The following is a 19,800-nucleotide window of genomic DNA, read 5'->3' as shown; positions in this document are numbered from 1 at the left end:
GTTTCGACTTGGCTGAACGCCATGACCCGCAGCGAATCAGCACGACGCCCGGCTCTCGCCGTCTTCCGGCGAACCGTCGGCCGGGTGCTTCGCCGTCGTGACGCACTGAGCGAGGCCGACGGAGCCGTCCCGTCCGGCACGACGGTGTTCGCCGAGATTCCCGCCGTGGCCAATCTCGACCCGGTGTTCCTGGACGCGCTGCGCCGCGCGGCGAAGGACGCCGCGAACGACGGCGTCGAGTTCCGCGTCAACAGCGGCTGGCGGTCCCCGGCGTATCAGAATCAGCTTCGGCACAAGGCAATCGCCAAGTACGGCTCGGAACAGGAAGCCGCGCGTTGGGTAGCCACCGCGGACCGGTCCGCGCACGTTTTGGGGAATGCGATCGACCTCGGGCCGTTCGAGGCCACGGCCTGGCTGTCGAAACACGGTGCCGCGTATGGACTGTGCCAGATCTACCGCAACGAACCGTGGCACTACGAACTGCGCCCCGAAGCCATCGACCAGGGCTGCCCGCCGATGTACGCCGACCCTTCGCAGGACCCGAGATTGCGGGCCTAGGACGGATCCGCCAGCCGTTCCTGCAATCGAGCGTGCCGGAACTGGTACACCTCACCCACCTGCCGAAGGACGCCGCGGCGATGCGCGTCGTCGAGGAAACCCATCAGGTCCAACGGGATCCGCTTCCGCGAGGCCAGCCACAACCGGCTGAACGTGTACGCACCCCAAGCCCGGGCGATCCACACGCTCAGCCCCACCGCCAGCCCGAACCCGACCCCCGCCGCGATCGCCTGCGCCGTGCTCGACGCCCGCGAAAAGACCTGGCCGCCGATGAGCACGCCAGCGAGGCCGTAGGCGAGACTTCCCGGGCTCCGCACCAAAAACCGGCCGAGCAACGCCGACGCCAGCCCGCCGGCGAAGGCCAGCGCCAGGTCGTAATGGTCGTGGAAAACGCCGAGGAATCGCGTTTCCTTCGTGAAGGCGAACGCCATCCCGTAGAACAAGCCCAGCGAAACGATGAAGGACAAGGTGAACGACAGCGTCGCGGCGCGGTCGTTGCGCAGGACGCTCGCCGGACTCGACACCCGGCTCGCCTCCAGCGGCGTGTCCAGCCAGACGTGCACCCCGATCGCCAGCCCGAACACCACCGCGAGCAGCGCGATCACCCCGGCCGACAGCGACCAGGCCAGCCCGAGGCAGACCCCGATCAGCACCCCGACCGCGAACCGCCGCAGGAAACGGCCCGCAGTGCCGCGGAACCGCGCCTCCACGCGCAACGGACCCGGTCGGCTGCCGACTGTATGCGTTACACAACCTGCAACCGCGAACGACAGCCCGTAAATCGCGCCGATCACCGGCCCTGCCGCGATCCAGCCGGTCAGCGCGAACAGCAACGCGGGCGGCAGCCCGAGACAGAGCCCGAGGACCAGCCTCGGCACCGCGCGATCCAGCTGCCACCACGCGAGATCGCGGCTCTGGTCGCGTTCCAGCTGCCGGGCGAAGAAACTCAGCCAGCGCTGCGCCTGGTCCGCCGGGTAATCGCGGGGCCGGGTCGGCCGGTCGAGCCGCGCGGGCGGTGCCGGACGGGAGGTGTAGACCACCGGCAGGTACTCGTCCAGCAGATGTCCCTCGATCGCCGCGCGGTCGGGAAACCGGTTCGTGTCGCAGAGTTCGCCGGGATCGGTCGACGGGTGCGCGTACGCCGTCCTGGCCAGGTCGACCATCAGCGGCGTGCGGAGTGCCTGCGCCAGCGGGCTTTCCGGGCTCTTCCGCAGCTGCCGGACCACCGGTTCCCAGCGGGTTTCGCCGAACCTCTGCCGCGCGGTGAGGAAGTCGATCGCGTCCTCGGTCTCGACCGGTTCGATCTCCACCACCGCCGCCCGCGACAGGAAGGTCCCGGACTGCCGCACCGCGAACTCGTACTCGGTGCTGCGGCAGGTCACCACGAGCGGCCGGCCCCCGGACACGGCCTGGTCCAGCGCGTCGATCGCGGCGGTGTGCAGCCCGGGCGCCAGCTCGTCGAGCCCGTCGAGCACCGGGATGATCCGGCCTTCGAGCACCAGCCGAAGCGCCGCGCCCTTGCCGTACGCGCCGGTGTTGGCCAGGCCCGGATACTCCTCGACCAGCCGTCGGGCCAGCCAGCCGTGCAGGTGCTCCTCGCGGGGATTCCACGACGACAGCGGCAGCAGCACCGGCACCGGTTCGCCCGGCGGCGGGTCGGCCAGCAGCCCGAGCGTGAGCAGGATGGCCAGCACCGATTTCCCCGCGCCCGGTTCGCCGAGCACGACCAGCTGCCGCGCCGGGACCTGCCGGAACTTCGCGACGACGTCGGTGAGATCGCCGCTGAACGTCAGCCTGCTCTGGTCGCCGGGCAGGCCGAGCACCGCCGGCGCCGCCGCGGCGACCGGACGCTCGGTGCTCGTCCAGGTCAACGGCACCGGTTCCGGACGGTGCAGCGAGCGGATCTCGGCCTCCGCGGTCCACTGCCGGACGATCGCCGCCGCGAGTTCGTCGGCCGCCCGGTCAAGCTGACTCGACGGTTGCTCCGGCGGGCTCGGCGGTACCTCCGGCTGGCTCGGTTCTTCCGTCTCCCCGCGCAGAATCCGCTCGTGCAACCGGCGCACCTCGGCACCGGGATCGACCCCGAGCTCCTCGGCGAGCTGCCTCCGCAACTGCTGGAACACCGTCAGCGCGTCCGCCTGCCGCCCGCTGCGATCCAACGCGAGCATCAGCTGTGCGTACGGCCGTTCCCGCAGCGGATGCTCCTCGACGATCTCCGCCAGCTCGTCCACGACCTCGCGGTACTGGCCCAGCTTCAGCTGCCAGTCAATGCACAGCTCCAGCGCGTTCAGCCGCTGCTCCTCCAGCCGCGCCGCGCGCCCGGCTAGCGCCGCGGAGTCCAGACCGTCCAGCACCGGACCGCGCCACAGCTTCAACGCCGAGCGGATCTCCTCGACACCCTCGGCCAGCGCACCGCCCTCCGCCGACTGGCGGGCAGCAGCAACAGCGTCGGTAAATCGAAGCCAGTCGACTTGCTGATTGTCGACCGTGATCCGGTAGCCGGAACCGTCGGTCACAATGAGCTGTTGTCCGGGATCGGCCAGCCGTTCGCGCAGCACCGAAACACAGTTCTGGATCTGCTTGGTGGCCGTCGCGGGCGGCTCGCCATCCCACGTCGCCTCGATCAGCTTCGGCAGCGGAACGACGGAGTTCGGAGAGAGCAGCAAACAGGCCAGCACGCGGCGATGGCGCGCGCCGGGCAACGTCAGCCGGTCGGATCCAGTCTGGATTTCCAGCGCCCCGAGCACGCGAAAATCCATTCCGCGGTTCCCCCCTCGGCTCCGGCACCGCTGCGGGCCTGAGCATACCCGCGCAGGTCAACGGCCTCCGCGAGGACGAAGGGACAGACCGGGGACAGGTTGGGGACGGCTCCGGGCACGGTGGAACCACGTCCGGCCCCCGAGGTGGGGACCTGGTCGCCGGCTCGGGGGCCGGCGGCGGTGGGGCCGGGCGGACATCCTCCGGCCAGCGGCGCGATGCCAGGCCCGCGTGCGCGGCTCGGCAGGTCCGTGAGGGGAACCCTGAGGGACTCAGAGTCCGTGAAGGTTCCCCTCACGGACCGCGCACCGCCCCCGCCTACCTGGCGTCGGAGGGAGGGGCGAGTGCTGGGGGTACTCGCCGCCGCCGGCGCGAAAATCCGGTGCCGTCCGTGCTCGTCTTCGTGACAATCGCGGGCATGGAGGAAGTCGAAATCGTCGTCGCCCACCACGAACGCGCGACCCTGCGCGTCGGCGACGTGTTCCTGAAGGTCGACACCGACCGGGCACGCGCCGACGCCGAGGTCGCCGCGATGGCGCTGGCACCGCTCCCGACTCCGGAGATCCTCTGGCGGAAACCGCCCGTGCTCGCCCTCGCCGCGCTGCCCGGACGGGAACTCGGCCGCCCGGGGAAACCGTCGACCGCGTCGCCGGAAGCCTGGGTCGCCGCCGGAGCCGCCGCCCGGAAGCTGCACGAGGCGCCGCTGCCGCCGTCGCCCGGCCTCGACCCCGGCCAGCTCGCCGCGGACCTCGACCGCGAATGCGCGTGGCTGATCGCGAACGACGTCCTGCCCGCCAGCCTGGTCACCGGCAACCGCCGCCTCGCCGAGGCCGCGCTCCGGCCGTGGACCCCGGTGTTCACGCACGGAGACCTGCAGGTCGCGCACATCTTCGTCGAGGGCGACGAGGTGACCGGCGTCCTCGACTGGTCCGAAGCCGCCCAGGGCGACGCCCACTTCGACCTCGCCGCCTTGACGCTCGCCCACCAGGAACACCTCGACGACGTCCTGGCCGGCTACGGCGACGGCGTCGACCTCGACGTGCTCCGCGCGTGGTGGTCGCTGCGCAGCCTGCGGGTCGTCCACTTCCTGGTCGGGCACGGCTTCGACCCCGCACCGGAGGTCGCGGTACTGGAGGCTCAGCTATTCTAGTACTAGAATAGCGGGCATGGCCGCCCTCACCGACGCCGAACTGACCATCCTCGGTTTGCTTGTCGAGCAACCGCGGCACGGCTACGCGCTGGAGCGGGTGGTCGAGGAACGCGGCATCCGCACGTGGACCGCGCTCGGTTTCTCCTCGATCTATTACGTCCTCGACAAACTGGCCAAGCGCGGCCTGATCGAAGCCACCGGCGCTCCCCGCTCCGGCAAATCGCGCGCGACCATCCAAGCCACGCAGGCCGGCGTCGAACTGTGCGCGGAGGCCACCCGCGAAGCGCTCACCGCGCTGACCCCGATCCACGCGCGGGTCCTCGTCGCGATGGCCAACAGCCCCGGCCTGCCGGACGCGGAAGTGCACGCCGGGCTGACCGCGCGACTCGCCGCGTTGCGCGAACAACTCGCCGAAGTCCGGGCGACGCGCGCCAGCCAAGAACCGTTGCCGGACGCCGCGGCGGCGATCTTCGACTACAGCGAAGCGATGCTCACGGCCGACCTCACCTGGACCGAAAACGTCCTCAGCAAGGAGACCACGGTGGACAAGTACGACGTCAAGAAAGCCCACCGCGCGCTGTATTCGCCGCCGTCGAAGGACTTCACCGTCGTGGACGTACCCGCGCTCCAGTACCTCGCCGCCGACGGCCACGGCGATCCGAACACTGCTCAGGAGTACACGAACGCCGTCGAAGCACTGCACGGAATCGCTTATTCGGTGAAGTTCGCCAGCAAGAAAACCCTTGGCCGGGACTTCGTCGTCGGACCGCTCGAGGGCCTGTGGCGCGCGGACGACCCCAGCGTTTTTCTCGCGCGCGACAAAGAGAAATGGGACTGGACGATGCTGATCAGCCAACCGGACTGGGTCACCGGGGAGATGGTCCAGGAGGCCGCCGAAAGCGTCGCGAAAAAGAAGGACAACCCCGCGCTCGCCGGGGTTCAGCTACGCACGCTGACGGAGGGCACGAGCGTCCAGATCCTGCACCTCGGCTCGTACGACGACGAAACGCCCACGCTGAACCGGCTCCACCACGAATACCTGCCCGAGCACGGCCTGACGTTCAACGGCGACCACCACGAGATCTACCTGAGCGACCCGCGCCGCACCGCGCCCGACAAGCTGAAGACGGTTCTGCGGCAGCCGGTCAAGCCTCTCGGAACACGATCCGCAGCGGCGGAGTCGGCCCATTCTTTCGGCTGACGCACCTGGAGGTTCGCGGCGGAGACGAGCGGTCACTCATGCGGTGACCGCTCGTCACGCCCCGTGCGTTATTACTGGCAGGCTTCGCAATCCGGGTCGTCGATGCGGCAAGCGGCGCCGTCGACGAGCGGAAAGTCGAAGTCGTCCAGAACGGGAACGACCGAGGCGGTTTCTTCAGCGGCAGGCGGCGTGGTGGGAGCAGACATATCCGTTGTAGCGCTGAAGATCGCCGAACATTCCGTGACGCCCGCCACAGGTCAGGCCACCCAGTCCGGAAGAATCTTGTCCCCGTCGGCCGTCGCACACGCTGGCACCACGCCAGTCCGATACACCCGCGTACTCCCCGGCGCACACACGATCGCCACCATGCCGTTGCGCGCATCGGCCCGCACCTGCCGCTCGGCGTCAGCAGGCAGCACCACCGTCTCCCCTTCCTTCACGACCTCGACGACGCCGCCCAGCTCAATCTCCGCCCCGCCGCCGAGAACCGTCCACACCTGCTCGGTATCGAACGCATGCACCGGCCCGACCGCACCCGGCACCATCTCCACTTTCCAGACCGCCTGCTGACTGCCGCCCTGCGTCGGCGACGCCAGCGTCGTCATGACCGCGTTCGGCGTCTCCGTCCGACGACTGTCCCTGATGACCGTCACTGGCCACTCCCCTTACAATAGACAACGAGGTTGTCAATATAGTCAACGAGGTTGTCTACCTATGTCAAGCGATCCGCCCGGATACGAGCTGCCGCTGCGCCTGTTGTTCGGCTTCCGCAGCCTGATCGACGACCTGCACGCCGAACTCGCGAAGCAAGGCCACCCCGACGTCCGCCCGATGCACGGCTTCGTCTTCCAGGCGATCGGCCCGTCGGGCACGACCGCCGTCGACCTGGGCCGCACTCTCGGCGTGACCAAGCAGGCCGCGGGCAAGACGATCGACACCCTTGAGCGGCTGGGCTACGTCCACCGGGAACGCGACCCCGACGACGGCCGCCGCGTGCTGGTGCGCCTGACCGACCGAGGCCTCGACTGCCTGGCCAAGTCCGCGCAGATCTTCGACCGACTACGCGCGGAGTGGTCTGAAACCCTCGGCGCCGGACGGCTTCGCGCCTTGGAGGAGGACCTGCGGAAGGTCGCGTCGCCAGACTCCGCGCGACTGGATCTGCCGGGCTGGTTCTCCGGCGCTTGACACCGATCGGGAGCGGCAGTTGGATCCGCTCATGCATCGAAGACGGGGAATCCTGCTGGCCGCCGCAGCGGTGGCTGGTACGGCGATCGCGGTGACCATGGGGCTGACTTCCAGCAGCGAACAGCCCACTCCGGTGGCCGCTTCCGCGCCTTCCTCGGCTTCGCCTTCACCGGTTGCTGCTTCACCCGCCCCGGCTGCCGCTTCGCCGACCCCAGCCGCCGTATCGCCGACTCCGGCGCCACCCGCCGTCAAGCCCGCCAGCGCGCATCCCACGCGCCACAGCAACCCAGCGCCGAAGCCCACGCATTCAGCATCGACCGGCCGCGCCCCCAGCGACGCAATCCGAGACCGCGTCTACGAACCGCCGCTCAACCCGCGCCCCCAGGGCCAGGTCCCCGGAGCCGGCTGGGAACCCGGAACGAAATCCGGCAACACCGGCCCGTCCGACGAGCCCGTCACGACCCCGACTCCCCTGCCGAATCCGGGAACCCACTAGTCCGGTTAATCGAACGTTTTCACCGGCGAAGGCTGATCGGCGGCACCGTAGCGCCCCGCAACGTCAGGGCATCAATCGTCACCGGCCGATACGACAGCGTCGGCAACCGCTCCACCATCGTCTCCACCGACGCTTCCACTTCCGCCCCAAAGAAAAACGCCCACTCATGCTCCGGCGAGCCAAAGTAGACCGGCGTCGGGAAGACGTCCTCGAACCGTCGCCAGCACTTCACCAACGTCGAGTTCCGCCACAACGTCGGGCACCCGCCCTGATACGCCACTACCCCACCAGGCGTCAGCAACGACCGGCACTGAGCCAGGAATTCCGCGCTGTACAACCGATTGTGCTGAGCCTCAGTGGAATCCTGCTCGTCTGGCAGATCCACCAACACGACGTCGTACTTCTCGCCGCAAGTATGGACGTACTCCCACCCGTCGGCGTAATGCACCCGAACCGGCCCCTCGCCACGCTCCGCCCGGGCCAGCTCAGCCGACGAGTACCCATACGGAAGATGCTCCGCACAAAGCCGAACCGCCTCGGCATCGATGTCCACGTGATCGACCGAAGCCCCCGCCTCGGCCGCGATCTGGCACACCACGCCTTCGCTGGACCCGACCACCAGCACCCGGTCCACAGTGGACGCCAGCAGCAACGCGGGCACCAGCAACGCCTCGTGATACACGAGCTGGCTGAACTCGGTACTCTGCCGCTCGTCATCGCAGAACAGCGAAATCCCCTGCGCCGTCTCGCCGATCACCACATGCTGATAAGCAGTCCGTGTGTCGACCACAACGTCCGAAACCTGCCACAGCCGCGTCAGCCCAGCGCCGACCGGTTCCTCGATGTTCAACTGTCTTCCTGTCCTCTGTGGATAGTGGTGACCCGCGAAACGCTCGCGCCGAGCAAGTCCCGCAGCAACTGAACCGCCAGCTCCGGATCCGCCTTGCGCCCGCACGTGAACACATCCACGAACGCCGACCCGCGCTCCGGATACGTGTGAATCGAAGCGTGCGACTCCGAAAGCAAAGCCATCGCCGTCACCCCGTGCGGCTCGAACTGCTTGTACGTCAATTCGCACACCGTCGCGCCAGCCTTGTCCAGCGCACGTTCCAAGCTGTCGCACAGAAACGCCGGATCGTCGAGCACCTCCGCGGCCACCCCGGAAAACTCAGCCAGCACATGCCGTCCGGCGAACTCCCCGACCCCGCCGGCCTCCCCGCCGACGAAGTACGACCGCAACGGCGGAAACCCGTTGAACGACACCGAAGAGTAACTTTGCGTGTACGCTCCGGTGTCCGGAATGTCGACGTAATCCCCCGCCCGCAACGCCAACGGCAGCCGATACGGCGTGCGCTGATAAAGCACGTCGTCCCCGTCGCAAGTCGGCCCCGCGATCACCACAGGCCCGTCCGGACCGCCGTCGTGCGCGGTAACCAGCCGATACGCGATGGCCTCGTTCTCTGTCTCAGCAAGCCCGCCATAACGGCCGATGTCCAGGTACACCCAACGCCGCTCGTCCGTCGAAGACTTGCGCGACACCAGCACCACCTCGCTGAGAATCACCCCAGCCGACGCCACCACCGCCCGCCCCGGCTCGAACGACAACGCGGGCGCGACCGTGAAATGCCGCCCCACTGCTTCGCGAATAACCGCCGCGTAGTCCCCCAACGGCGGCGGCTCAGTCAGATACCTCACCGGAAATCCGCCGCCGATATTCAACCCCCGCAACGAAACCCCGCGCTCGGCTACCGCACGGGTCACCTCAGCCGCAGCAGCGATCCCGACTTCCCAAGCCCGCGGATCGACATGCTGAGACCCCACGTGAAACGCGACGCCCTCCGGATCGAGGCCCCACTCAGCCGCCCGCACCAGCAGATCGACCGCCATCTCGGTGCTGCAGCCGAACTTCCGCCCGAACGGCGTCAGCGCCCCAGGACTGTCCACCAGAATCCGGCAAGAAACAGCGGCCCCCGGCGCGAACTCCGCGAGATTCTCCAGATCCTCAAGGCTGTCAAAGGTAAACCGCCGCACCCCGACCCGATTCGCGAACTCGATGTCCCGCGCCTTCTTCACCGTGTTGCCATAAGACAGCGACTCCGGCCGCACCCCCTGCGCGAGACACAACTCGATCTCCTCGCGCCCGGCAACGTCAAACCCGGCCCCCGCTTGCCGAAGCACCCGCACGACCTCCGGCGCCGGATTAGCCTTGACCGCGTAGTACATCCGAGCTTCCGGCAACGCTTTGTGGAGCCGCTCGCAGTTCCCCCGAACCACGTCAAGGTCCATCACGAGACACGGCGTGGGCGGCCGTCGTTCCTCCAGGAACGCCCGGCACCGCTCCACCACCTGCGAGAACCCTTCAGTCACAACGCCCGAGTATAGGTGCCGGCTTCACCGCAGCAGCTCTCCCAGTCTGCGCTGGGCGAACGCTACGAGCGGTACACAGTCCATCACTTGGCAATCGGCGGCACCGATCTTCCCCCGCCGCACGCCGCCCGTCTCCACGAATTCGGTCCCGACCTGAGGGAAGAAGCGTCCGTTGTCGTCCCCGACGTCGTCGGTCCGCACCCACACCCGCTCCCCGTCCACAAGGTACGGAAACCGCCGCACCTTCCGCCGATGATGCGGCACCGAAGATTCCGCGTAGTGCAGGAACGAGTTCCGGCCATGCCCGACCCCCAGCAACACAATCCGCGCCCGCTCCCGATACAGCCAGTCAAACGGCGACCCCAGCCCCACCGCATACCCCAGCGGCTGCCGCCGGGTCACCTCCGCCGCCCGAGCCCCCACCGCCGCCACCGACACCTGCGGATGCCGACTACGCGACCGTCCCTCCCACCTCAGCACCGCGTTGGACACCGCCCCCATCGGCGTCACCAGCCCCTCATGAAACAACGGCACCCTCCCCCGCGCCTCCTCAACCTCAGCGTCCCCCGGCACCACGACGTCCGGAAACGGATCCGTCACCTGCGGCGTAAACGCGGGCACCACCACCGTCCCCGCAGATCCCACCGCCCGCAGCAGCCCACGCACCACCGCATCCGCGCCACCGTCCACGTCCCCGAACGCGGACAACGACGAATGCACAATCACCACCCCGCCGTCAGAAACCCCCAGCTCCCGAACCCCCGCGCACACCGCATCCGCGTCAACCACGACCGCCAGCCCCTCTCGCAACTCACCAGGACGACCGCTCCGCCCCGCCACAGTCAGCACTGGCTCGGCGCTGTCGAGGGCGCCGAGCCAGTGTCAGCCAATCACAAACGGGGGAGTCCGTCCCACCCGAAACTCACCACGCGACAGGCAGCTTCACGACCCCGTAAATATTCTGCACCTCAGGCCGCAACGGCACCTCCCCCGCCACCCGCAGTGTCGGAAACCGCCGAACCAACGCAGGCAACGCCACCGTCATCTCCACCCGAGCCAACTGCTGCCCCAAACACTGATGAATCCCATGCCCGAACCCCACATGCCCGGTCGCGACCCGCCGCACATCCAACTCGTCCGGCCGCTCAAACTTCAGCGGATCCCGATTCGCGGCCTGCACGGACACCACCACGGACTCCCCGGCCCGGATCACCGACCCCCCGACCTCAACGTCGGTCAACGCGGCCCGAACCCCCGTGTGCGCAATGGACAGATACCGCATCAACTCCTCGACAGCCCCGCCAGCAGCCTCGGGCTCATCCCGGACCACAGCCCACTGCTCAGGGTTGTTCAACAGCGCATAAGTCCCCAACGCCACCATATTCGCCGTCGTGTCCAACCCGGCGGCGAGCAGGAACGTCCCCAGCCCAGCCAGCTCCTCGTCAGTCAAATCACTGCCGGTCAGATCACTGAACAGATCGTCCGTAGGCGAGGACCGCTTAGCCGGTACCAACGAAGCCACATAATCCTGCAACTGGCCATAAGCAGTCATCCTCTCCTCATCGGAAAGACCGACATCGCTGATCGCCGCCGCGTACCCCAAGAACGACGCCCGATCCGAATAAGGAACCCCGAGCAGCTCGCAAATCATCACCGCGGGCACCGGATGCGCATAAGCCGAAACCAGATCGACCCCAGGCCCGGCCTTCTCCATCAAATCCAAATACTCGTCCGCGACCTCAGCGACCCGATCACCGAGCAACCGCATCCGCCGAACCGTGAACTTCCCCGTCAGCAGCTTCCGGAACCGCGTGTGCTCCGGCGCGTCAATCCCCGTCATGTCCCCGACCGGAGCCGGCGGCAGTTCCGAAAACTGCTCCATCCCCGGAAACGGGTAGTGCCACAATTCGTACCGGTTGCTGAACCGCTGATCCCCCAGAATCGCCCGGACCTCCGCGTGCCCGGTGGCCAGCCACCCGACGTGCCCGTCCGGAAACACCATCCGCGTCAGCGGAGCCCGGTCCCGCACCTCGCTCAGCGACTGCGGCGGGTCGAACGGACACCCCTGCGCCCGCCCCATCGGCACCCCTTGCACAGCCTCTTCCCCAGTCATCCCCGTGCCCCTTTCAGTGTGCGTATTCGCGATTGAAAAGCTTCTTGGACCAGAGGTAACCGCCGACGCCCAGCACGGCGCACCAGCCGAGCGCGAACCACAGGTGGTTGCCGAGCGGCTTGTCGAGCAGCAGCGCGCGCAGGGTTTCGATGATCGGCGTGAACGGCTGGTACTCGGCGAACCACCGCAGCGCGCCCGGCATCGAATCGGCGGGCACGAACCCGCTGCCGAGGAAAGGCAGGAGCAGCAACGGCATCGGCGTGTTGCTGGCCGATTCGACGCTCTTGCTCACCTGGCCGAGCGCGACGCACAGCCACACCAGCGCGAGCGCCACCACCACGAGGAACCCGACCGCGGCGAACCACGAGCCGACCCCGGCGGCGGGCCGGAAGCCGACCAGCAACGCGGCCCCGGTGACCACCACGAGCCCGAACAACGCTTGCAGCACACTGCCGAGCACGTGCCCGGTCAGCACCGAAACCCGGGCGATATGCATGGTCCGGAACCGGGCGATGACGCCTTCGGTCAGGTCCATCGCCACCGAAATCGCCGTTCCCTGCACCGTGGCGGTAATGGTCATCAGCAGAATCGTCGGCGCGACGAAGTTGGCGTATTCGGCTCTGCCGCCGCCGGCCCCGCCTAATCCGGCGCCGAGCGTGCCGCCGAAAACGTAGACGAACAGCAGCAGGAACACCACCGGCATGCCGACCAGCATGATCGTCAGCGACGGATACCGGAGCATGTGCTTGAGATTCCGGCGCAGCATGGTCATCGAATCGCGGACCGGGTGGAAACGCAGGTCGGGTCCGGCGAGAGCGGGCGCGGTCATCGGGAAGTCACCTTTTCGTCAGTGGGGTTTCCGGTGAGGGCAAGGAATACGTCGTCGAGATCAGGCGTGTGCACGGAAAGTTCGTCGACCTTCACCGAAAGCGAGTCGAGCCGGTCGATCAGCGATTTGAGCGACTGCAGGCTGCCGTCGCTGGGCACGCGCAGCACGAGCGCGTCGTTCTGCCGAGACGCCTCGCTCAGTGCACGCTGTGCGTGGAGGAGGTCGGCCTCTTCTTCGAAGCGCAACTGGACGTGCCCGCCGGGGATCTGGCGCTTGAGCTCCTCCGCGGTGCCCTCGGCGACAATCCGCCCGCGGTCGAGCACCGCGATCCGGTCGGCCAGTTCGTCGGCCTCTTCGAGGTATTGCGTGGTAAGGAAAATCGTGACCCCGCCGGCCACCAGCTTGCGCACGATCTCCCACATCGCCCGGCGGCTGCGCGGGTCCAGGCCGGTCGTCGGCTCGTCGAGGAAGATCACCCGCGGGCTGCCGACGAGCGTCATCGCCAGGTCGAGCCGGCGCCGCATGCCACCGGAAAACGTCGAGACCGGCTTCTTCGCCGCTTCGACGAGATCGAACTGTTCGAGCAGCTCCGCCGCACGCCGCTGCCGCGCGGGGCGGTCGAGGTGGTGCAGATCCGCCATCAGCAGGAGGTTTTCCTCGGCGGTCAGCAGATTGTCGACCGCGGAGAACTGGCCGGTGACGCCGATCGAGGCGCGCACCCCGTCGGCTTCCGAGGCGACGTCGTACCCGGCGACCTGCGCCGCGCCGCCGTCGGCATTGATCAAAGTGGACAGAATCTTGACCGTGGTGGTCTTGCCCGCGCCGTTCGCGCCGAGCAGCGAGAAGACCGTGCCGCGGGCGACGGAAAGGTCGATGCCGTCGAGCACGACGTGGTCGCCGAAGGATTTGCGCAGTCCGGTGGCGGCGATCGCCGGCCGGAAATGGTTGCTGGACATAGGTTTCTCCAAGACTGTGATCAGGAGCGGTGGATGACGATTTCGCCGAACGCGGTGTGCCCGCGGACCTCGACGGTCTCCTTGGACTCGCCCGGGCTGGCCGAGGTCTCCAGCTGGTTGCGCACGTGGCCGAAGTTGGTCTTCACGTCGAGCCAGGCCGCGGTGCCCTTCGCGATGCCGATCCGCAGGTCGCCGATCGCGCTCTCGAGCAGGACCGAACCGCGGACGACCTCGCCGAGCGAGATGGCGCCGTTGGACGTCTTCGCGTCGACCCCCGCGCCGGCGTGCTCGACCGTGATGTCGCCGTTGGCCGCGCGCACCCGGACGTCGCCGCCGGCCGAGTCGATCGTGGTGTCGCCGTTGGAGTTCTTGACCACCGCGGTCCCGTCGACCGGGCCGAGCCGGATCCGGCCGGACGCGCTGGTGACCTCGGCGTCGCCCGCGACCCCGTCGACCGTGACGTGGCCGACCGAGGTGTCGACGCGCAGCGGGCCGGTGCGGTCGAGGCTGACGTTCCCGGCCGCGGTCTTGAGCCGCGTCTGCCCGAGTTCGCCGGAGCCCTGGAAGGCGCCCGCCTGCACCTCGGCGGAAACCCGGGAGCCGGTGGGAAGTTCGACCGTCACGTCGACCGAGCGGGTCTTGCGGGAGAAGTCGAACGCCCGCATCTTCGGGCCGGTGATGTGCAGCGTGCCGTTGCCGTACTCGACGCGGATCTGCTTGGCGGTCTTGACGTCGGAGTCGTCCGACTCGTCGGTCGGGCGGACGTCGACAACCGTGTCGACGCGGTCGCTCGCGGCGAACCGGACCTGGCCGACGCCGAGGTCGACGGTGACGGAAATCGGTTCGGGAGTATCGAATTTAGGCATGGTTGTCCCCACATTTCGGTTAGGTGTGCCGTCTCCGCAGGTCAGAGACGGGTGAAGGAGTTGGTGAAGAAGGGAGCTACCGGACCCAGCCGGTGAAGCTCTGCTTGGAGAAACTGCCGCCGGGCGACTCGAAACGCTGTTCGCGTTCGGGCCGCTGCTGCAATGCCGCGGTGGCCGCCCGGACGAGCCACGCGTTGACCGAACGACCCTCCTTGGCGGCGGCCTCCTCGACCGCGGCTTTGAGCTGTTCGGGCAGCCGCACGTTGATCCGCGCCGACGGCCCGTCCTCGGAGAACAGCGGCTCGCTGCTCTCCGGCACCGGTTCCGCCGCGGGCGCGGCGGCCGGAACGGGCTCGGCGGGCGGCGAGGTCACGACGAAGTTCGGATCGCGGCCGCGCAGGCGCAATTCGACCGAGCCGGGCGCGAGGTCCCGGGTGATCTCGTCGACGGCGCCGGACAGCGTGTCCAGGAGGGTCATCCGGATCGCCGATTCGAGCGATCCGGTCAGCCGCTCGACCAGCGCGCGTCCCTCTTCGCCACTGGCCTCGGCCAGCGTCGCGAATTCCCACCCGAGGTTGCTTACGTACGTGGTCAAGTCCATGGCACCACTATGGCACACGCTTGGCACCACCACAAGCCACCTTGGCTCAGTTTGGCACCACTACGGCTCATTCAAGAGCAAATCCCCAGTTCAGAGCGTGGTGCCACCCGAAAAATCAGGTGCCGCGATGGCGTGCCACCCGATCCCGCAGCAGAGCAAGCCCCGCATCCGGACCACCGCCGCCACGATCCGCCACGCCCCCAATGTGGCATTGGGTGCGTCAGGCGCACCGAACGCCACATTGGGTGCGTCGCATGCACCCAATGCCACATTGGGGCGCTCCGCTGCGACTACTTGGCCGCCTTCGCGACCGGCAGATCGACCCCGGCACGGAAGCGGGGACACTCGTCCAGCGCGCCGTCGTGACTGCACGTCATGAGGTGCTGCAGATACGCCTGCGCGTCGAGCAGCCGACTCACCTCCGCCTGGATCGCCTCGATCCGAGCGGTGACCGTGCCCCGCCAATCGCCGGACTGGCCGCGGCTCCCGAGCAGCACGGCGATGTCGTCGAGGCTCAGGTGGCCGGTCTCCCGCCAGGTGCGGATCAGCGCGATCCGATACAGCTGGTCCCGGTCGTAAAACCGCCAGCCGGAGCGGCGGCGCGGCTCGATCAGGCCGCAGCTCTCCCAGTAGTGCAGCGTCGAAACCGGCACGGCGAAGCGCGCCGACACCTCGCCGATCGAGTACAGGTCCATACCTCATTGCACCGCACCACGACGACCAAAGCAAGGTTAGCCTAACCAAACAGTCCGCTCGCGTACCAGTCGTTCTGGTCGCGGACGCCCGGCAGCGTGAAGAAGTAGCCGCCGCCGAACGGCTGCACGTAGTCCACCAGCGGCTCGCCGGCCAGCCGCTGCTGCACGGTCTCGAACTGCCGCCGCACGTCCTGCTGGTAGCAGACGAACACGTGCCCGGCCTGGAGTTCGCCGTTCGCGTCCACGCCGAGGTCGTAGTTGTAGGAGCGGCGGACCAGGCGCTGGTTGTCGGTGGCGGGCGTGCGCGGGTTGGCCTTGCGGATGTGCGAGGTCAGCGGGATCACCGCACCCTGGGGGTCGGCGGGGTAGTTCGGGTTGTCGGTCTCGGTGTTGCCGTCCAGCGGGGCACCCGAATCGCGGCGGCGGCCGAACATCTTCTCCTGCTCGTTGATCGACACCCGGTCCCAGAACTCGACCAGCATCCGGATCAGCCGCACCACCTGATAGCTGCCGCCGCGCGCCCAGACCGGCTCGGCCGGATCGTCGACCCACACCAGCCCGTTCGCCTCGCCGCCGACCGGATTCGCCGTGCCGTCCTTGAACCCGAGCAGATTCCGGCCCGCGCCGGACGGCCGCGGCGGCGGGTTGTAGCCGTGCATCTTCCACCGCACCTGCATCGCGCCGCGGGTGTGCCGGGTGAGGTCGCGGAGCGCGTGGTGCACGGTGTCCGGGTTGTTGGCGCACAACTGGATCAGCAGATCCCCGTGCATCCAGGCGGCTTCCGGCGCGTCGTCGGGGAAGACCTTCATCGGCGTCAGCTTTTTCGGTTTGTGCGCGCCGAGGCCGACGCGGTCGAAAAGGCTGGCACCGAACGAAACCGTGACGGTGAGGCCGTCGGCGAGGACGGACGGGCCGAGCACCTCGCTGTCCGACGGCGGTCTTCCGACGCCCAGGTTCGGCGGCGTTCCGCCGGTGGCGAGGAACCGGGCCCGGTCGGTGAGCGTGTGCAGGAGCGCGATCAGGTCCGTCTTCGAGCCGCTGAGCAGGTCGAATGCCACGAAGGCCGCGGAAGCCTGCTTTTCCGCCGGAGCCGGGGTGAGCACGCCGGACTGGTTCGCGCCGTGGAACGGGTGCTCGGTCGCCGGGGCCGGTGCCGCGCCGGCGGAGCGTTCGTCGGCTTGGGCGCCGCCGATCAGCACGCCTCCGGTGAGCGCGGTGCCTGCCGCGCCGGCGGCCGCGCCTTTCAGGAAGTTGCGGCGATTGACGTTCGTCACTTCGGGATTCACCAGCCGATCAGTGGCTCGGAGGAACTTCGAGCAGAGTGGGCGCCGCGGACAGCGTCTCGACGACAGCCCCGGCCGCGCCGTTCACCGCCTGGCGTTGGGCGAGGGTGCTGGGCGCGTGGTTGGCCAGCGCTTCGTGCAGCGTGTCGAGCTGCCTTGCCGCCGTCTGGACCAGATTCGGAGCGCGCTCGTTGAGCAGCGGAGTCAGCTCGGCCAGGACAGTTCGGGTGACGTCGATGTCCGCATCCGTTGTGGCGTAAGCAGTTCCACTGCCTTGATCGTCCATTCCGGACAGATGATCGCGGATCGCGTCCTCGAGGATTTCGTGCGCGCGGATCGGCAGCTTCGTGGGATCGCCCGCGACGTCGTCGGTGGCGAGTTTTCCGCGCAGGGCCGCGATATCCTGGGTGAGCTGGTCGGCGACCGGGACCAGCGACGCCGGAGCCTGACCGTGCCACAGGCCGTACTCCAAGCGGTGCAACCCGGTGAAGCCAGGATCGGCCGCGCCCGCGGGCAGGCCGTTGGGCAGGCCGTCGACCGCAGTGCCCACGTCGCCGAAGCTGTTGTAGGACGCCCCCACGCGCTCCCACGCGAGCTGCGCGGCGAGCCAATCCTTCTTCGCCGCCTCAGTGTTATTTGCCGTCAAATCCGCGCGGACCGTACTCACCGCGGTCGACACCGCGGCGAGCTGCTGGGCGGCGTAACCGAGATATTTCTGATTCGGTCCGGCTAGGTCTTCTGTGGTGACCGGTTTGACCGGCGCTGGCCCGTCGTTGGCCGCACCACCGCTGACCTGCACCGGAGCCGACGCGGTGGTGGCCTGCCCGGACATCAGGCAGTGGAAGGTGTAGGACCCGTCGGCCAGCGTCGCGGACATCGTGGCACTCGTGGCCGGACCGATCGTCTCGATCTCCGCGACGATCCCGCCGCTGCTGTCGTCGAGCCGGATCTCGCCCGCCTTCGCGGTTTTGTTGGTGACGGTGATGCTTTGCGTCCCGGCCTGCGCGGACTTCCATTCGGGCGCGCAGTCGTGCTCGCCCACCGAAACCGTGGAACCCGTCGCGGCTTGGGGAAGCGCGGCGATCACCAAGGCCGCCACCGCGACCGGTACCAGCACCAGCGCGCCCGCGACGAGCACAGTGTGCTTACCCGCGAGCCGTTCCCACTTCCCGGCCGGCGCGGCTTCGCTTGCCGGCTTTCGCTCGACCGGCTGTCGCCCGGCCTTGACGAACAGCGGGATCACGACGGCGAGGTAGCCGAGCCAGGCCGTCACCTGCAGCACGGTCATCCTGGGCGTCAGTTCGGTGACGCCGCTGATCAGCGAAACCCACCAAGAGTTCGGGTCGAGCGTGCCGGTGAGGTCGAACGCGACCCAGCTCTGGCCGGGCAGCACTCCCCCGTCCTGCAGGTCGCCCAGGCCGTAGGAGAGGACGCCGGCCGCGATGACGATCAGCACGAAAGCGGTACGGCTGAAGAAAACGCCGAGGTTGAGTTTCACGGCTCGGCGATAGAGCAGCCAGCACAACAGGATCGCGATGCCGAGCCCGAGCGCCGCTCCGGTCAGCGGCGCGACCGTGGTGCCGGACGCCTTCACCGCCGTCCAGAGGAACAGCGTGGTCTCCAGCCCTTCGCGGCCGACAGCCAGGAATGCCGTGAGCGTCAGCGCGCCCGCGCCGATCGCCACCGCGCGTTCGACTTCGCCGCGCAATTGCGCGGAAAGCCCCATCGCGGTCCGGCGCATCCAAAACACCATGCCGGTGACGAGGAATACCGCGAGCACACTCAACGAGCCGCCGACGATCTGCTGCGCCCGAGAAGAAAGGACATCGGTGGAAAAGGTGAGAATCGTGGCGAAACTACCCGCTACGGTCACCGCGCCCACTACGCCCAGCCACACCGGAGCCGTGGACACTCCGTTTTCCGTGCTGTCGTCCGGCCGCAGCTTGCGCAACGCGGCCAGCAGGATGCTCACGACGAGGCCTGCTTCCAGCCCTTCGCGCAAGCCGATCATGAGGTTCGGAACCGCGTCTGCCCACTGCACGAAGATTACGATAGGCAAACCTAAATTGTCGGTCGAGAGCGGGCCGCGAAACGGTTCTTTTCCTCCCGAATAGTCCTTATTCGGGGCCGATGATGCGTTTGACCGCCTCGGTGATCAATTCTTCCCGTTCCGCTTCGGAGAAAACGTCCGGCAACGTGAGCTGTTCGACGATCAGCCAGTTCAACGCGAGAATCAGCAACTTGACCGCCGTCGCGTCGCCCGGGAGCCCGGACGCCAGGTGGTACGCGACATTCCCCTCGACATCGTCCCGGACCCGCTCCGTCAACACCCTGCGCAACTCCGGCCGTCGAGTCGCCTCGAGCCGGAGCTCCAGCAACGCGAGATACCCCGTGCGAAACGCCGCGATCCGGCCGACCAGGTCGCGCATCAACTGCGCGTACGACTCCCGGTCCTCCAGCCCAGGCGGGAGCGAGTCGTCCTCTGGCTGCAGCCGCTCGTACACCCGAGCCCCAGCCTGCGTGAAGAGCTCGTCGCGATTGGCGAAGTAGTTGGACGCCGTCCCCGCGGGCACGCCGGCCTCCGCGTCGACCGCCCGGAACGTCAGCCCGCGCGCCCCTTCCCGCGCCAAGACCTCGATCGCCCCGTCGACAAGCGCAGCCCGCCGCTGGTCGTTCCTCCGCACCATTTGACACCACTCCAGTTGTAGTTGTACGGTTCAAACCACTTCAATCAGAGTACTAC

General features: G+C 68.2%; 18 protein-coding genes and 1 pseudogene. 4 read left to right on the top strand and 15 right to left on the bottom strand.

Translation table 11 applies throughout. The features are described from left to right. Positions 1 to 21: 21 nt before the first annotated feature. Positions 22 to 558 (top strand): M15 family metallopeptidase, encoded by a 537-nt coding sequence (locus ACFORO_RS04000; RefSeq protein ID WP_377869527.1) that lies wholly within the window; start codon positions 22 to 24, stop codon positions 556 to 558. Here ACFORO_RS04000 and ACFORO_RS03995 read toward each other — a convergent pair. Continuing rightward, positions 555 to 3,317, bottom strand: coding sequence for a BTAD domain-containing putative transcriptional regulator (locus tag ACFORO_RS03995; protein ID WP_377869525.1), 2,763 nt, complete (start codon positions 3,315 to 3,317; stop codon positions 555 to 557). The genes ACFORO_RS04000 and ACFORO_RS03995 overlap by 4 nt on opposite strands. Positions 3,318 to 3,733: 416 nt before the next feature. Here ACFORO_RS03995 and ACFORO_RS03990 point away from each other — a divergent pair, with 416 nt between their 5' ends. Together ACFORO_RS03990 and ACFORO_RS03985 are read left to right on the top strand one after the other, a co-directional pair. After that, positions 3,734 to 4,465 carry a phosphotransferase family protein gene (locus tag ACFORO_RS03990; RefSeq protein ID WP_354741325.1) on the top strand — a complete coding sequence of 244 codons (732 nt, stop codon included), beginning with the start codon at positions 3,734 to 3,736 and terminating at the stop codon, positions 4,463 to 4,465. Positions 4,466 to 4,481: 16 nt separating this feature from the next. Continuing rightward, positions 4,482 to 5,666 carry a GyrI-like domain-containing protein gene (locus ACFORO_RS03985; protein WP_377869524.1) on the top strand — a complete coding sequence of 395 codons (1,185 nt, stop codon included), beginning with the start codon at positions 4,482 to 4,484 and terminating at the stop codon, positions 5,664 to 5,666. A gap of 257 nt (positions 5,667 to 5,923) precedes the next feature. On the opposite strand, the gene ACFORO_RS03980 is transcribed toward ACFORO_RS03985, so the two are convergent. Beyond that, positions 5,924 to 6,319: a cupin domain-containing protein gene (locus tag ACFORO_RS03980; protein WP_377869523.1), complete on the bottom strand. Its 396-nt coding sequence runs from the start codon at positions 6,317 to 6,319 to the stop codon at positions 5,924 to 5,926. A 61-nt stretch (positions 6,320 to 6,380) separates the two neighbouring features. Here ACFORO_RS03980 and ACFORO_RS03975 point away from each other — a divergent pair, with 61 nt between their 5' ends. After that, positions 6,381 to 6,851, top strand: a complete 471-nt coding sequence (locus ACFORO_RS03975; protein ID WP_377869522.1) for a MarR family winged helix-turn-helix transcriptional regulator — start codon at positions 6,381 to 6,383, stop codon at positions 6,849 to 6,851. 515 nt (positions 6,852 to 7,366) lie between these two features. Here ACFORO_RS03975 and ACFORO_RS03970 read toward each other — a convergent pair. From ACFORO_RS03970 to ACFORO_RS03910, 13 genes and pseudogenes are all read right to left on the bottom strand, one after another. Then, positions 7,367 to 8,197 carry a spermidine synthase gene (locus ACFORO_RS03970; RefSeq protein WP_377869521.1) on the bottom strand — a complete coding sequence of 277 codons (831 nt, stop codon included), beginning with the start codon at positions 8,195 to 8,197 and terminating at the stop codon, positions 7,367 to 7,369. Beyond that, positions 8,194 to 8,586 (bottom strand): adenosylmethionine decarboxylase, encoded by a 393-nt coding sequence (speD, locus tag ACFORO_RS03965; protein WP_377869642.1) that lies wholly within the window; start codon positions 8,584 to 8,586, stop codon positions 8,194 to 8,196. The genes ACFORO_RS03970 and speD overlap by 4 nt, the downstream gene beginning before the upstream one ends. A 60-nt stretch (positions 8,587 to 8,646) precedes the next feature. Continuing rightward, positions 8,647 to 9,633 (bottom strand): annotated as a pseudogene (locus ACFORO_RS03960) (type III PLP-dependent enzyme); the annotation flags it as partial. A 105-nt stretch (positions 9,634 to 9,738) separates the two neighbouring features. After that, positions 9,739 to 10,503 (bottom strand): aminoglycoside N(3)-acetyltransferase, encoded by a 765-nt coding sequence (locus tag ACFORO_RS03955; RefSeq protein ID WP_377869520.1) that lies wholly within the window; start codon positions 10,501 to 10,503, stop codon positions 9,739 to 9,741. 133 nt (positions 10,504 to 10,636) lie between these two features. After that, the gene (locus tag ACFORO_RS03950; RefSeq protein WP_377869518.1) at positions 10,637 to 11,827 is read right to left on the bottom strand and encodes a cytochrome P450; all 1,191 of its coding nucleotides are present in this window, start codon (positions 11,825 to 11,827) and stop codon (positions 10,637 to 10,639) included. 13 nt (positions 11,828 to 11,840) lie between these two features. Beyond that, positions 11,841 to 12,656 carry an ABC transporter permease gene (locus ACFORO_RS03945; protein WP_377869517.1) on the bottom strand — a complete coding sequence of 272 codons (816 nt, stop codon included), beginning with the start codon at positions 12,654 to 12,656 and terminating at the stop codon, positions 11,841 to 11,843. Then, positions 12,653 to 13,612, bottom strand: coding sequence for an ATP-binding cassette domain-containing protein (locus tag ACFORO_RS03940; protein WP_377869516.1), 960 nt, complete (start codon positions 13,610 to 13,612; stop codon positions 12,653 to 12,655). The genes ACFORO_RS03945 and ACFORO_RS03940 overlap by 4 nt, the downstream gene beginning before the upstream one ends. 20 nt (positions 13,613 to 13,632) lie before the next feature. Further along, a complete protein-coding gene (locus ACFORO_RS03935) occupies positions 13,633 to 14,478 on the bottom strand; it encodes a DUF4097 family beta strand repeat-containing protein (protein WP_354741345.1) in 846 nt (281 codons plus the stop codon). Between the two features lie 76 nt (positions 14,479 to 14,554). Beyond that, positions 14,555 to 15,079 (bottom strand): YlcI/YnfO family protein, encoded by a 525-nt coding sequence (locus tag ACFORO_RS03930; protein WP_377869515.1) that lies wholly within the window; start codon positions 15,077 to 15,079, stop codon positions 14,555 to 14,557. A 290-nt stretch (positions 15,080 to 15,369) separates the two neighbouring features. Further along, entirely contained in the window at positions 15,370 to 15,774 is a 405-nt protein-coding gene (locus tag ACFORO_RS03925; protein ID WP_377869514.1) for a MerR family transcriptional regulator, read from the bottom strand. A 41-nt stretch (positions 15,775 to 15,815) separates the two neighbouring features. Next, entirely contained in the window at positions 15,816 to 17,048 is a 1,233-nt protein-coding gene (locus tag ACFORO_RS03920; protein ID WP_377869513.1) for a Dyp-type peroxidase, read from the bottom strand. A gap of 19 nt (positions 17,049 to 17,067) precedes the next feature. Then, the gene (gene efeU / locus ACFORO_RS03915; RefSeq protein ID WP_377869512.1) at positions 17,068 to 19,098 is read right to left on the bottom strand and encodes an iron uptake transporter permease EfeU; all 2,031 of its coding nucleotides are present in this window, start codon (positions 19,096 to 19,098) and stop codon (positions 17,068 to 17,070) included. A 76-nt stretch (positions 19,099 to 19,174) separates the two neighbouring features. After that, complete coding sequence (locus ACFORO_RS03910; RefSeq protein WP_354741355.1) at positions 19,175 to 19,744, bottom strand: TetR/AcrR family transcriptional regulator; 570 nt, start codon at positions 19,742 to 19,744, stop codon at positions 19,175 to 19,177. Positions 19,745 to 19,800: the final 56 nt, after the last annotated feature.

Origin of the sequence: Amycolatopsis halotolerans, assembly GCF_042647905.1 — a bacterium.
Taxonomy (GTDB): Bacteria; Actinomycetota; Actinomycetes; order Mycobacteriales; family Pseudonocardiaceae; genus Amycolatopsis; species Amycolatopsis halotolerans.
Note: the sequence above shows the minus strand (reverse complement) of the source record. Positions and strands in the feature narration are given on the sequence as shown.